This window comes from Streptomyces sp. MMG1533, assembly GCF_001279775.1.
In the GTDB taxonomy this organism is placed as follows: domain Bacteria; phylum Actinomycetota; class Actinomycetes; order Streptomycetales; family Streptomycetaceae; genus Streptomyces.
In genome coordinates, this window is sequence record NZ_LGDG01000225.1 from 1 (window position 1) to 13,471 (window position 13,471).

The 13,471-nt window shown below is 71.3% G+C and carries 10 protein-coding genes and 1 pseudogene; 10 read left to right on the plus strand and 1 reads right to left on the minus strand.

Going from position 1 to position 13,471, the window contains the following annotated elements:
* A pseudogene (locus tag ADK57_RS49245) lies at positions 1–87 on the minus strand (polyphosphate kinase 2); the annotation flags it as partial.
* A gap of 49 nt (positions 88–136) precedes the next feature.
* On the opposite strand from ADK57_RS49245, the gene ADK57_RS26285 reads away from it, so the two are divergent.
* The 10 genes from ADK57_RS26285 to ADK57_RS26330 all read left to right on the plus strand — a co-directional run bounded on the left by ADK57_RS26285 (position 137) and on the right by ADK57_RS26330 (position 13,418).
* Complete coding sequence (locus ADK57_RS26285; protein ID WP_053752047.1) at positions 137–2,524, plus strand: phosphoketolase; 2,388 nt, start codon at positions 137–139, stop codon at positions 2,522–2,524.
* 35 nt (positions 2,525–2,559) lie between these two features.
* Positions 2,560–3,573, plus strand: a complete 1,014-nt coding sequence (gene gap / locus ADK57_RS26290; protein ID WP_053752048.1) for a type I glyceraldehyde-3-phosphate dehydrogenase — start codon at positions 2,560–2,562, stop codon at positions 3,571–3,573.
* A gap of 168 nt (positions 3,574–3,741) precedes the next feature.
* Complete coding sequence (locus tag ADK57_RS26295; RefSeq protein ID WP_053752049.1) at positions 3,742–6,471, plus strand: bifunctional GNAT family N-acetyltransferase/acetate--CoA ligase family protein; 2,730 nt, start codon at positions 3,742–3,744, stop codon at positions 6,469–6,471.
* Between the two features lie 13 nt (positions 6,472–6,484).
* Positions 6,485–7,219 (plus strand): CBS domain-containing protein, encoded by a 735-nt coding sequence (locus ADK57_RS26300; RefSeq protein ID WP_053752050.1) that lies wholly within the window; start codon positions 6,485–6,487, stop codon positions 7,217–7,219.
* A gap of 16 nt (positions 7,220–7,235) precedes the next feature.
* Positions 7,236–7,739, plus strand: a complete 504-nt coding sequence (locus tag ADK57_RS26305) for a flavodoxin domain-containing protein (RefSeq protein WP_053752051.1) — start codon at positions 7,236–7,238, stop codon at positions 7,737–7,739.
* Between the two features lie 389 nt (positions 7,740–8,128).
* Complete coding sequence (locus ADK57_RS26310) at positions 8,129–9,199, plus strand: zinc-dependent alcohol dehydrogenase family protein (protein WP_053752052.1); 1,071 nt, start codon at positions 8,129–8,131, stop codon at positions 9,197–9,199.
* Positions 9,200–9,218: 19 nt separating this feature from the next.
* Positions 9,219–9,893, plus strand: a complete 675-nt coding sequence (locus ADK57_RS26315; protein ID WP_053752053.1) for a helix-turn-helix domain-containing protein — start codon at positions 9,219–9,221, stop codon at positions 9,891–9,893.
* A gap of 48 nt (positions 9,894–9,941) precedes the next feature.
* Complete coding sequence (locus ADK57_RS26320) at positions 9,942–10,382, plus strand: pyridoxamine 5'-phosphate oxidase family protein (RefSeq protein WP_053752054.1); 441 nt, start codon at positions 9,942–9,944, stop codon at positions 10,380–10,382.
* Positions 10,383–10,529: 147 nt separating this feature from the next.
* Entirely contained in the window at positions 10,530–12,251 is a 1,722-nt protein-coding gene (locus ADK57_RS26325; protein WP_053752055.1) for a GAF domain-containing sensor histidine kinase, read from the plus strand.
* A gap of 801 nt (positions 12,252–13,052) precedes the next feature.
* Entirely contained in the window at positions 13,053–13,418 is a 366-nt protein-coding gene (locus ADK57_RS26330) for a hypothetical protein (protein ID WP_053752056.1), read from the plus strand.
* Positions 13,419–13,471 lie beyond the last annotated feature (53 nt).

A 13,471-nucleotide genomic window follows, 5' to 3' on the forward strand; every position in this document is an offset into this window, starting at 1 on the left:
CTGCAGCTTCACCAACTCCGTCTGCAGGCGCAGCAGTTCCTCCTCGTACGTCTTGCGCGGCACCTTCTCCGCCTTCTTGCCCGCCATGCCGCCTCCACCACCCGATGACCTACGTCGATGACTTACGGAGTCACCCATGTCCAAGGTCGAACACCAGAACGCCACGGTACTTTCCGACAACGAACTGCGCACCCTGGACGCCCACTGGCGGGCCGCGAACTACCTGACCGCCGGCCAGATCTACCTCATGGCCAACCCCCTGCTCACCGAGCCGCTGAAGCCGGAGCACATCAAGCCGCGACTGCTCGGCCACTGGGGCACCTCGCCCGGCCTCAACCTCGTGTACACCCACCTCAACCGGGTGATCAAGGCGCGCGGACTCGACGCCCTGTGCGTCTGGGGCCCGGGCCACGGGGGACCGTCCGTGCTGGCCAACGCCTGGCTGGAGGGCAGCTACAGCGAGACCTACCCGGACGTGTCCCGGGACGCGACGGGCATGGAGCGGCTGTTCCACCAGTTCTCGTTCCCGGGCGGCGTGCCGAGCCACGTCGCGCCGGAGACACCGGGCTCGATCCACGAGGGCGGAGAACTCGGCTACTCGCTGGCGCACGCGTACGGTGCCGCCTTCGACAACCCGAACCTGCTGGTCGCCTGCGTGATCGGCGACGGCGAGGCGGAGACCGGGCCGCTGGCGGCCTCCTGGCACTCCAACAAGTTCCTCGACCCGGTGCATGACGGCGCGGTGCTGCCGATCCTGCATCTGAACGGCTACAAGATCGCCAACCCGACCGTCCTGTCCCGCATCCCCGAGGCCGAGCTGGACGCGCTGTTGCGCGGCTACGGCCACGAGCCGATCCACGTGAGCGGCGACGACCCGATGCAGGTCCACCGGGCGATGGCCCAGGCCTTCGACCGAGCGCTGGAACGCATCGACGTGATGCAGCGCACGGCACGCGAGGACGGCGTCAGCGAGCGCGTGCACTGGCCGGTGATCGTGCTGCGCACCCCCAAGGGCTGGACCGGCCCCGCCGAGGTCGACGGCGAGCCCGTGGAGGGGACGTGGCGCGCCCACCAGGTCCCGCTGTCCGGCGTACGCGAAAACCCGGAGCACCTGAGGCAGTTGGAGGCGTGGCTGCGCTCCTACCGCCCGACCGAGCTGTTCCACCCCGACGGGCGCCCTGCGGCGGACGTCCTGGCCTGCGTACCCGACGGTACGAAGCGGCTCGGCGCCACCCCCTACGCCAACGGCGGCCTGCTCGTCCGGGACCTTCCCGTCAGGTCCCTCGACGACTTCGCCGTGCCCGTCGACAAGCCCGGAACCACCCTGCACGAGCCCACCCGGGTCCTGGGAGACCTCCTCGAACGGATCATGGAGGACACCCGCATCCGTCGGGACTTCCGAGTCGTCGGTCCGGACGAGACCGCCTCCAACCGGCTGCAGGCCGTCTTCGACGCCAGCGGAAAGGCCTGGCAGGCGCAGACGCTCACGGTGGACGAGCACCTCGACCGGCACGGCCGGGTGATGGAGATCCTCTCCGAACACCTCTGCCAGGGCTGGCTGGAGGGCTACCTGCTCACCGGACGGCACGGGCTGTTCTCCTGCTACGAGGCGTTCGTGCACATCGTCGACTCGATGGTCAACCAGCACATCAAGTGGCTCAAGACATCGAGGGAGTTGCCCTGGCGGGCCCCGATCGCCTCGCTGAACTACCTGCTCACCTCGCACGTGTGGCGTCAGGACCACAACGGCTTCTCCCACCAGGACCCCGGCTTCGTCGACCACGTCCTCAACAAGAGCCCCGAGGTCGTCCGGGTCTACCTGCCGCCGGACGCCGACGCCAACACCCTGCTGTCGGTGGCGGACCACGCCCTGCGCAGCCGGGACTACGTCAACGTGATCGTGGCCGGCAAGCAGCCCTGCTTCGACTGGCTGTCCATGGACCAGGCGCGGGCCCACTGCGCACGCGGCGTCGGCATCTGGGACTGGGCCGGCACGGAGAACGGAGGCGAGCCCGACGTCGTACTCGCCTGCGCCGGGGACGTGCCCACCCAGGAGGTGCTGGCCGCCGCGCAGTTGCTGCGTCGACACCTGCCCCAGCTGGCCGTACGGGTCGTCAACGTGGTCGACATGACCCGGCTGCTGCCACGCGAGGAACACCCGCACGGCATGAGCGACTTCGAGTACGACGGCCTGTTCACCACCGACAAGCCGGTGATCTTCGCCTACCACGGCTATCCGTGGCTCATCCACCGCCTCGCCTACCGCCGCACTGGCCACAAGAACCTGCACGTGCGCGGCTACAAGGAGTCCGGCACCACCACCACGCCGTTCGACATGGTCGTGCGCAACGACCTGGACCGCCACCGCCTGGTCATGGACGTCATCGACCGCGTCCCCGGTCTGGGCGTGCGTGCCGCCGCCGTACGCCAGCAGATGGTCGACGTCCGCACCCGCCATCACGCCTGGATCCGCGAACACGGCACCGACCTGCCCGAAGTCGCCGACTGGAGCTGGAACGCCTGACCCCGGTCCCTCCGGAACGGAAGGAGTTCACCGCCATGACCGTACGCGTCGGCATCAACGGGTTCGGCCGCATCGGCCGCACCTATCTGCGCGCGGCACTCGACCGTGCCGACGCAGGCACCCAGTACGCCCACGTGGTCGCGATCAACGACATCGCGCCGCCCGCCACCCTGGCCCACCTGCTGGAGTACGACTCGACGTTCGGCCGCATCGGACGGGAGGTCCTCCACGACGACAGCTCGATCATCGTCGACGGCAGGCGCATCGCCGTCACCGCCGAGCGCGACCCGTCGTCCCTCCACTGGTCCGACTACGGCGCCGACATCGTCGTCGAGTCCACCGGGCGTTTCCGCGACCGCGACTCGGCCGGACTGCACCTGAAGGCCGGCGCCCACACCGTGTTGCTGTCGGCACCGGGCAAGGGCGTGGACGCCACCATCGTGATGGGCGTCAACGACGACACCTACGACCGGCACCACGACCGGATCGTCTCGGCCGCCTCCTGCACCACCAACTGCGTCGCCCCGATGGTCAAGGTGCTGCACGAGACCTTCGGCATCGACCGCGGCATGATGACCACCATCCACGGCTACACCAATGACCAGGCACTGCTCGACGGCCCGCACAAGGATCTGCGCAGGGCCCGTTCGGCCGCGCTGAGCATCATCCCCACCAGCACGGGAGCCGCCCGCGCCGTGGGTCTCGTCGTGCCGGAGCTGGCCGGGGCCCTCGAGGGCATCGCGGTCCGGGTGCCTGTCGAGGACGGATCGCTCACCGACCTCGCCGTGGTGCTGAACAGCGCGGCGACCGTGGACGAGATCAACGCGGCGTTCACCGCGGCCGCCGAGGGTCCGCTGAACGGCGTCCTGCGCGTCACGAAGGCCCCGATCGTCTCCCGCGACGTCATCGGCGACCCCGCCTCCTGCGTCTTCGACCCCGCCCTGACCCAGGCCAACGGCACCCTGGTCAAGGTCTTCGGCTGGTACGACAACGAGTGGGGCTACACCAACCGGCTCCTCGACCTCACGGCCCTGGTCGCGGACGACTGACACATCCCAAGGGGCCCGGTGCCGACGACCACCGGTCCCCGCCCCGCACCGGGGACGACCAGCGCAGCCTTGGGCCGACCGGCCCTCTTTCCCGACCCGGACAGCCCATGGGACCCCCCGCCGATCCGGTGGATGCTCGAAGTGGACAAACCTTGGAGGTGACCCCGGATGACGGACGACGTGCTCAGCCGACCCCCGCTCCACGCCCTGCTCGCGGACGGCACCACCGTGTGCATACGCCCCGCCGAGCCGGACGACCACGACCAGTTGGAGGGACTCTACGAGCACATGTCACCGGAGAACCTGCGCCTGAGGTTCTTCGCGGCGAGCCGGCGGTCCGCCGCCATGGCCGCCGAGCGGGCCTGTGCTCCGGCCCGCCCCGGCTACCGGGCCCTGCTGGCCGAGACGAACGGCCAGGTGATCGGTCTCGCCGAGTACGACACGGGCGACGACGAGGACTCCGCCGAGATCTCCGTCGCCGTCGCCGACGGACTGCACCACCGCGGTGTGGGCACCCTGCTCATCGAACACCTGGTCGCGGCGGCCCGAGCGGACGGCATCACCACCTTCACGGCCGACGCACTCAGCGAGAACCACGAGGTGCTCCGCCTCTTCTCCGATCTCGGCCTGCGCGTGGCACGCCACTTCGAGGGGCCCGAGGTGCGCTGCACCATCCTGCTCACCGAGGACGACACCTATCTGTCGGCAGTGGAGGCCCGTGGCCGGGCCGCCGACGTGGCCAGCCTCGGGCCGCTGCTGTGCCCGAACGCCGTCGCCGTCGTGGGCGCCGGACGCAGGCCCGGGTCGGTCGGCCGGGCGATCCTCCACCATCTGCGCGCGGGCGGCTTCACCCGACGCCTCTTCGCCGTGAACCCCGGTGTCCGCGCGATCCTGGGCGTCCCGTCCTACCCCTCCGTCAGCGCCCTGCCCAAGGTCCCGGACCTCGTGGTGATCGCCGTGCCCGCCGCCGCGGTCCCGGCCACCGCCGAGGAGTGCGGGAAGACGGGGGTACGGGCCCTGCTGGTCGTCTCGGCGGGTCTCGACAGCGACCAGGCACAGGCGCTGCTGGCCGCCTGCCGCACCTACGGCATGCGACTCGTCGGCCCCAACTGCCTCGGGATCTCCAACACCGACCCGGACCTGCGCCTCGACGCCACCTTCGCCGCCGACCATCCGCGCCCCGGCTCGGCAGGTGTGGCCGTGCAGTCCGGCGGGGTCGGTATCGCCCTGCTGGACGGGCTGTCCCGCCTCGGCATCGGCGTCTCGTCCTTCGTCTCGCTCGGCGACAAGTACGACGTCAGCGGCAACGACATGCTCCAGTGGTGGGAGAGCGACGGCCGCACCGGCCTGGCCCTGCTGCACCTGGAGTCCTTCGGCAACCCGCGGGCGTTCTCCCGTACCGCCCGCCGCGTGACCCGACGTATCCCGGTCCTCACCGTCGACGCGGGCCGCACGGACGCGGGCCGGCGGGCCGCCGCCTCGCACACCGCGGCCGCCGCCACCCGCACCATGACCCGGCAGGCCCTGTTCACCCAGGCCGGCATCACCGCCACCCGGTCGGTCGGCGAACTCCTGGAAACCGCCGCCCTGATGCACTCCCAGCCCCTGCCGACGGGCAGCCGCGTGGCGATCGTCACCAACGCGGGCGGCGCGGGCGTCCTGGCCGCCGACGCCTGCGCCGAGGCGGGACTCGCCCTGCCGCCGCCGACTCCCGCGCTGGTCGACGACCTGCTCGCCGTACTGCCCGAAGGGGCCGCCGCCGGCAACCCGGTGGACGCCACCGCAGCGGTGACGGAGGACCAGCTCGAGGAGTGCGTGGAACGGCTCCTGCGCCACCCGGGCATCGACGCGGTGCTCGTGGCCCTGGTGCCCACGGCGGTCGCCCAGGCGACCGGCGACGACCTCGTGCGGGCCCTCACCCGGGCGCCCGGGCGCCCGGCCCGCCCGGTCGTCGTGGTGCGCCTGGAGCAGGACCTGCCGGTCCGGCTGCTCCCCGCCACCTACGGCGGCACGATCCCCTCGTACGCCGAACCCCAGGCCGCCGCACGCGCCCTGGCCCATGCCGCTCATCGCGCCGCCTGGCTCGCCCGGCCCGCGGGCACGGTCCCCGACCTCGACGGCATCGAGGCCGAGCGGGCCCGCCGAGTGGTCGATGACTACCTCGCCGCACTCCCCCAGTCTCGGCTTCGCTCGACCGGGGGGACCCCCATCGACGGCGGCTGGCTCGACCCGCGCACCTGCGCCGACCTCCTGGCCTGCTACGGCATCCCGCAGATCCCGTGGGCCTGGGCGGAGACCGAGGACGAAGCCGTCCTGGCCGCCGACCGGCTGCGCGGCTTCGACGGCCGCGTGGTCATGAAGGCCCACTGGCCCGGGCTCGTGCACAAGACCCAACAGCACGCCGTTCACCTCGACCTGCGCGGCGACTCCCAGGTGCGCGCCGCCTTCAGGGACTTGGAGACACGATTCGCCGGGCTGATGACCGGCGTGGTCATGCAGCCGCTCGCGGCCCGCGGCACCGAACTGTTCGCGGGTGTCGTCCAGGACGAGGTGTTCGGCCCGCTCGTCCTGTTCGGGCTCGGCGGTACGGCCACGGAGGTACTGGCCGACCACGCCGCCAGGCTCGCCCCGCTCACGGACCACGACGTGCACGACCTGATCACGTCCCCGCGCTGCGCTCCGCTCCTGCTCGGGGCGGGCGGCAGCGGACCCGTCGACCTCGAAGACCTGGAGCAGCTGCTCCTGCGGCTTTCCCGCCTGGCCGGCGATCTGCCGCAGCTCGCCGAAGCCGACTTCAACCCGGTCCTCGCAACGCCGGGCCAGGTCACCGTGCTCGACGCGCGGATCCGCCTGCTTCCGCGTCGACCCCAAGACCCCTATCTGCGCCGGCTCCGCTGAGGAGGAAACGGACATGAAGCACAACAAGGTCGGCTCCGTGATGACCACGGACGTCGTTCGCGCCGAGTACGGCACCCCGTTCAAGGAAGTGGCACGGCGGCTCGCGGATCACCGCATCAGCGGACTGCCGGTGGTCGACGAGGACGACAAGGTCATCGGCGTCATCTCCGAGACGGACCTGGTGATGCGCCAGGCGGCCACGCCCGACCCCTACGAACAGCCCAGGCGTCGCCCGAGGCTCGTGGCGCTCACCCGCAGCGCCCGGCGACAGGCCGCGAAGGCGAAGGCACGTACCGCCGGTCAGCTGATGACCGAACCGCCGGTCACCGTGCACGCCGACGACACCATCGTCGAAGCAGCCCGGACCATGGCCCAGAGGCACGTGGAGCGGCTGCCGGTCCTCGACGAGGCGGAGCGGCTGGTCGGCATCGTCACCCGGCGCGACCTGCTCCAGGTCTTCCTGCGGCCGGATTCCGAGATCGGGCGCGAGGTGGTCGAGGAAGTGCTGGTAGGCGCGCTGTGGCTGGCTCCCCGCGGCATCGACGTCTCCGTGACGGAAGGCGTCGTCACGCTCGCCGGCCACATGGAGCGCAAGAGCGAGACGGAGATCGCCGTCTCGATGACCCGCCAGATCGACGGCGTGGTCGCCGTGGTCGACCAGCTCACCTACCGGCTGGACGACGCGCGACTGCAGCCCGACGAGCAGGCCCTGCACGGCGTGGCCGACGACTGGCTGCGCCGGCTGTGAGAGGAGGCGGACCGCCATGACCGGCAAGGTACTGGTGGCCTACGGAACGACGAACGGTGCGACCGCACAGATAGCCGAAACCATCGCCGAGGTCCTGTGCAAGGACGGCCTGACCGCCGAGGCGCTGCCGGCCCGGTCCGTGGCCGACGTGGCACCGTACGACGCAGTCGTGGTCGGCGGCGGCCTGTACGCCGGACGCTGGCACAAGGACGCCCGCCGCTTCGTCCGGCGCCACCGGCGGGCTCTCGCCGAACGCCCCCTCTGGCTCTTCAGCAGCGGCCCGCTCGACGCCTCGGCCTCCGAGCGGGACATTCCGCCCGTGCCCGGTGTGCAGCGGGTCATGACGCAGCTGGACGCCAACGGGCACGTCACGTTCGGCGGCTGCCTCGAGGAAGGCGCGAAGGGGCTGGTGGCCGGGATGATCCTCCGCTCCGGGAAAGGCGGGGACTTCCGGGACGCCGCTCACATCGAGGCGTGGGCGGCGCGCGTCGCCGACGAGGTGACGGACGGAGAGAAATAGAGGATCGGGAGAGCAGTAGGGGAGCGGGAGAGCAGTAGAGGAGCGGGAGAGCGGTAGAGGAGCGGGAGAGCGGTAGAGGAGACGGAGAGCGGTGGAGGAAGGGAGACGACGTCCGATCGTCGCGACCCCGGTGCCCGGATGTCACCCGGCACCGGGGCCGCCGTGGTTCGCAGGACATCTTCGCTCGCTCGCCGCCGGGCATCGGCCGTACGACGACCCCGTCCGGCCGCCGATGGGGGCCGACCGGCCCAAGCGGTACGACGGCCGCCCGGACAAGCTGGATCTGCGGGGCAATCCCGGCACAGTACCGGCGACAGGCTCGTACCGGCAGCCGTCGGGCCGCGGGGTCACCCGAGCTCCGCCGAAGACCGAGTGGCGTGAGGAGCATCATGAAAGGCTTCGTTTTCCACGGCCCCGGACAGTCCTCCTGGCAAAATGTCCCGGACCCAGGCATCAAGGACCCCACCGACGCGATCGTGCGCGTCGACGCCGTCACCATCTGCGGCACGGACCTCCACATCCTCAAGGGCGACGTGCCCGAGGTGCAGCCCGGCACGGTCCTGGGACACGAAGCGGTCGGTGAGATCGTCGAGGTCGGCAGCGACGTCCGCACCGTGCGGCCCGGGGACCGGGTCCTGGTCTCCTGCATCACCGCATGCGGGCGTTGCCACTACTGCCGTCAGGCCATGTACGGCCAGTGCCGGGGCGGCGGGGGCTGGATCCTCGGCCACCTGATCGACGGTACCCAGGCCGAGTACGTCCGGGTGCCCTACGCCGACCTGTCCGTCCACCCGCTGCCCGGCGACCTGGACAGCAACGACGCGGTACTGCTGGCAGACATCTTCCCGACCTCGTACGAGGTGGGAGTGCTCAACGGACACGTACGTCCGGGAGACACCGTCGCCGTCGTCGGGGCCGGCCCCATCGGACTGGCCGCGATCGCCACGGCCCGGCTGTTCGCGCCCGAGCGGATCGTCGCCGTCGACCTGGCCCCGGCCCGGCTGGAGGCGGCCAGGCGACTCGGCGCCGAGGCCGTGGCCGACGCCCGCGAGGCCCCGGAACAGCTCATCGCCGACCTCACCGACGGGCTCGGCGCCGACGTGGTCATCGAGGCGGTCGGCGTGCCGGAGAGCTTCGAGCTGTGCACCCGCATGGTGCGGCCGGGCGGACACGTGGCCAACGTCGGCGTGCACGGCAAGCCGGCCACCCTCCACCTCGAAGACCTGTGGATCAAGAACGTGACCATCACCACCGGTCTCGTCGACACCTACTCCACCCCCACCCTGCTGCGGATGGCGGCCGCCGGGCGGCTGCCCACCTCGCAGTTGGTCACCCACACCTTCCCGCTGGACCGGATGGAGGAGGCGTACGACGTCTTCGCCCGTGCCGCCGACACCGGCGCGCTCAAGGTCGTACTCGGCGGGCAGCAGCACGAGGTCGTCGCCGTGGGCGAGGCCTGACGAGAGGACGTGACCGGCCATGGCCGAACAGAAGCGGGCGAGCGCAGCGGAGGTACGGCACGTGGGCGACCTGGGCCGACGCATCGTCGCGCGGCGCGAACAACTCGGCCTGAACCGGACAGAGACAGCCGCCCGGGCGGGCATGGCGGCCAACTACCTGCGGCACCTGGAGGAGCACGCCACTGCGGCGCCCGACGGGGGTGTCCTCCTGAAGTTGGCCGGCGCCCTGGAAACGACGGTGACGGACCTGACCGGTGGCAACGTCGATCTGCCGCCGGGCCGTGGACAGGCTGCCCGCACCCCTGAGTTCAGGGAACTGAGCACATACGAGTGCCGAGCCCTGCTCTCGACACACGGAGTGGGGAGACTCGCGCTGTCCACCGCCTCGGGTCCCGTCATCGTGCCGGTCAACTACAGCGTCGTCGACGGCGCGGTCGTCTTCAGGACAGCCGCCGGAGCGACGCCGTCACTGGCGACCGGCTGCCGGGTGGCCTTCGAGGCCGACCACATCGACGAGGTGTTCAGCCGGGGCTGGAGCGTGCTGGTCCGCGGCCACGCGCGGACCGTGACGGATCCCGACGAGGCACGCCGGCTCGCCCAACGGGCGTACAGCACGCCCTGGGCCGGAGGCCGCCGCGACCAGTGGGTGCGTGTGGATCCGATCGCCGTCACCGGCCGCCGGATCACTGTGTGACGTGGATCGGTCACGCCCAACCTTCCTATCTGGTGAGAGACGACGCTGATGTACCCCAATGACGGATTCCGTGAACTCGACCGGCAGGAATGCCTGCGGCTGCTGGCGAAGGTGGTCCTCGGCCGCATCGTCCACACACGCCAGGCCCTGCCCGCCGTGCAGCCGGTCAACTTCTCTCTGGACAACGACAACGCCGTGATGCTGCGTACTTCCGCGTCGTCCGAACTGGTCCGCGCGATCGACGGCGCGGTGGTCGCCTTCGAGGCCGACGAGGTCGACGTGAGGGCGCACTCGGGCTGGAGCGTCGTCGTCACCGGGCCGGCCACTGTCGTCACCGACCCCGCCGAGCACGCACGCCTGATCCGGACCGGCCCACGCTCCTGGGTGCCCGCCCCGGACGAGGTCTTCGTCCGCATCGAGCCCGAGTTGGTGACCGGGCGCGAACTTGTCGGCGGGCGCACGATCTACGGCCTGCACCTGATGCCCTGAGCCTGCCGGAAGGCGTCATGCCGACGGAACGGCCGGTCGGCCCACCACGCACACCCGATTCCGTACCGTCACCCGCCGCGGGAGATTACCGTGGCACGTGACCGGCGCGGTGGGTGTCCGTGCGTCGAGGGGACCGGAGGTACGCAGGTGGGAAGCTCCGAGGAGTCAGAGGCCCGCCTACGGCTGCCGCAGCTGAAGCTGGACGAGCTGCTGGAGGAACTGCAGGCCCGTCTGGACGCCGCCCGCGGCACCCGCGACCGGGTGCACAGCCTGCTGGAAGCGGTGCTCTCCGTCGGCCGGGAACTCGAACTCGAGCAGGCACTGCGCAGCATCGTGGAAGCCGCCGCGGTGCTCGTCGACGCCGAGTACGCCGCCCTCGGGGTGATCGGCCCCGACGGCAAGCGGCTGTCCGCCTTCCACACGGTCGGCGTCAGTGCGGAGGAGATCGCCCGCATCGGCCCGTACCCGGAGGGCCACGGCATCCTCGGGGAGCTGATCCGCAAGCCCGAGCCGTTGCGCCTCGCCAAAATCTCCGAACACCCGGCGTCGTACGGCTTCCCGCCGAACCACCCGCCGATGAACACCTTCCTCGGCGTTCCCATCCGGGTGCGTGACCAGGTCTTCGGCAATCTGTACCTGACCGAGAAACGGGGTGGTGCGCAGTTCGACGAGGAGGACGTCTCGGTGACGTCGACGCTGGCCGTGGCGGCCGGTGTGGCGATCGACAACGCCCGCCTGTACGAGGAGTCCCGGCTGCGTGAACGCTGGCTGCGGGCGAGCGCGGAGATCACTCACAGTCTGATGTCCGGCAGCGAGCGCATGGAGGTCCTCGGCCTGATCGCCGAAGGGGCCAGGGAGATCACGGGCGCGGCCCTCGCCGTGGTGGCGGTGCCGATGGAGGACACCGGATCACTCACGGTGGAGCTCGCCATCGGGCGGGACGCGGAAGCCCACCGTGGACTCGTGGTGCCGGTGGACGAGAGCCTGATCGGCCAGGCCTTCGCCAACGCGGCTCCCGTCATCAGCCCGGACGTCTCCCACGACACGCGGGTATCGGCCGGGCCACCGCGTTTCTCGGGACTCGGTCCGGCCGCTGCGGTCCCCATCGGCACGGGTGACGGGGTACGAGGCGTGGTTCTGCTGGTCCGCGAGTCGGGTCGGGCGGCGTTCTCGGAGAAGGAGACCGAGCTGCTGCAGGGCTTCGCCGCGCAGGCGGCAATCGCGATGGAGCTGGCGGCGCGCCGCCAGGACGCCGAGGAGATCGCGGTGCTCAAGGACCGCGACCGGATCGCCAGGGACCTGCACGACCTGGCGATCCAGCGATTGTTCGCCACCGGGATGACACTGCAGAGCGCGGGCCGCTTCATCGAGCACGAGGAGGCTTCCGAGCGGGTCCGGCGGGCCGTGGACGACCTGGACGAGACCATCAAGATCATCCGCTCGACGATCTTCGGTCTGCGCTCGCGCGAGGGCGCCGCCGGATCCGGGCTGCGGGCGCGTGTGGTGCGGATCGTCGGCGAGACGGCGCCGGTCCTGGGCTTCACCCCCAGCGTGCGCATGGAAGGCCTGGTGGACACCGACGTGCCCAAGGGCGTGGCCGACCACGTGGTGGCCGTGCTCTCCGAGGCCCTGACCAACATCGCCCGGCACGCCCACGCCGGCCGGGCTGACGTCGTCCTGACGACGGCCGGCCGTGACGTGCGGCTGACGGTCGCCGACGACGGGGTGGGGATTCCGCCGGACGGCCGGCGCAGCGGGCTGCGCAACATGGCCGAACGGGCCCGGCAATTCGGCGGCGAACTGGAAGTGAGCAGCCCTCCCGAAGGCGGCACCACGCTCGTCTGGCACGCTCGGATACCGCAGGACTGAAACGACCGGTCCACCGCGTCCGGCACCGGTGGCTCGATCCGGTGCTCTCCGCGGCTGTGGTCCGGGAGGAGGTCATCCCCTCCTGACGCCCGTGGACCCGAGGAGACGGGCCGAACCCGACGCGTTCTGCAGGACGTTCGGGGAGAGACGCCCTTGGCCGGCAGCACGGTCGGCAGCAGCTCCAGGGGACGGCCGTACCGACCGATCCGAGCAGCACTCGAAGAGAGCCGCCCGCGTTGACGACGACGATCGAGCGGTGCGGCTGGTCCTCGAGGCCGACCAGCGCCATGGTCGGCCGGACGGCACACACCAGCGCGGCCCCGGCGGCCGAGGCGTAGCGGACCAGGGCGATCACCGGGCATCCCTCCTGACGTCCGAACGGGGGCCGCGGGGCCGCGGTCTCCCGCGGCCCCGGTGAGACCCGCAACCGACCAGCGATGTCGCAGAGCCTTCAGCAGAACGGTGTCCGAGTGTTCCCGCACGACCCGCACGACCCGCACGACCCGCACCACCATGGCCCCGTCCCGGCGGGCGGCATCCAACACACCCGGCAGGCAAGCCAGTTCACCTGGTCGGTGAAGACCACCGAACCGCCCCTGCCGGAGACCTCGTCGATGAACTCGGCCAGGGCCCCGTGGGCCGAGGCGTCCAGACCCGACCGGCGTTCGCCGAGGACCAGCGTTCGGGCCGCCCGTGGCCTCCCGCTCGACGCGGGCCGCGAGGGTGTGTCGCACGGCACGGCCCTCCGTGGCCTTCTGCACTACGCTGCCGCGCGTCACGGGTCGTGGTCAGGAGCGTCAGGTGCGGAGCAAGATCCTCGGTGTCGTCGTGGGCGCCGTCGCCGTGCTCGGGCCAGTCCTCCTGCTCACCCATGAGGTCAGCGCCACGCAGTCGACCACCGGCCTTGACCACTACAGCGCGGTGACGATCGACGGTCACTGGGTTCTGAAATCGAACATCGTCGCGGGGCGGACGCTGAGCCTGTACCACCCGCTGCCCTGGGTCGGCACCTCGTTGACGGACATGTCCTGCCCGACCGGTCTGAAGGCCGTCGCCGGGACCAGGCTCACCTGCCACGGAACCAGGGGCGACGGCTCGCTGGTCGACGTTCCCGTGAAGGTCGTCGCAGTGACCGACTCCTCCGTCACCTGGAAGTTCGACCGCTAGGCCACCGCCGGGCCACCGCCGGGCCCTGTCGTCACCTTCCCGTCGCGCGCGGC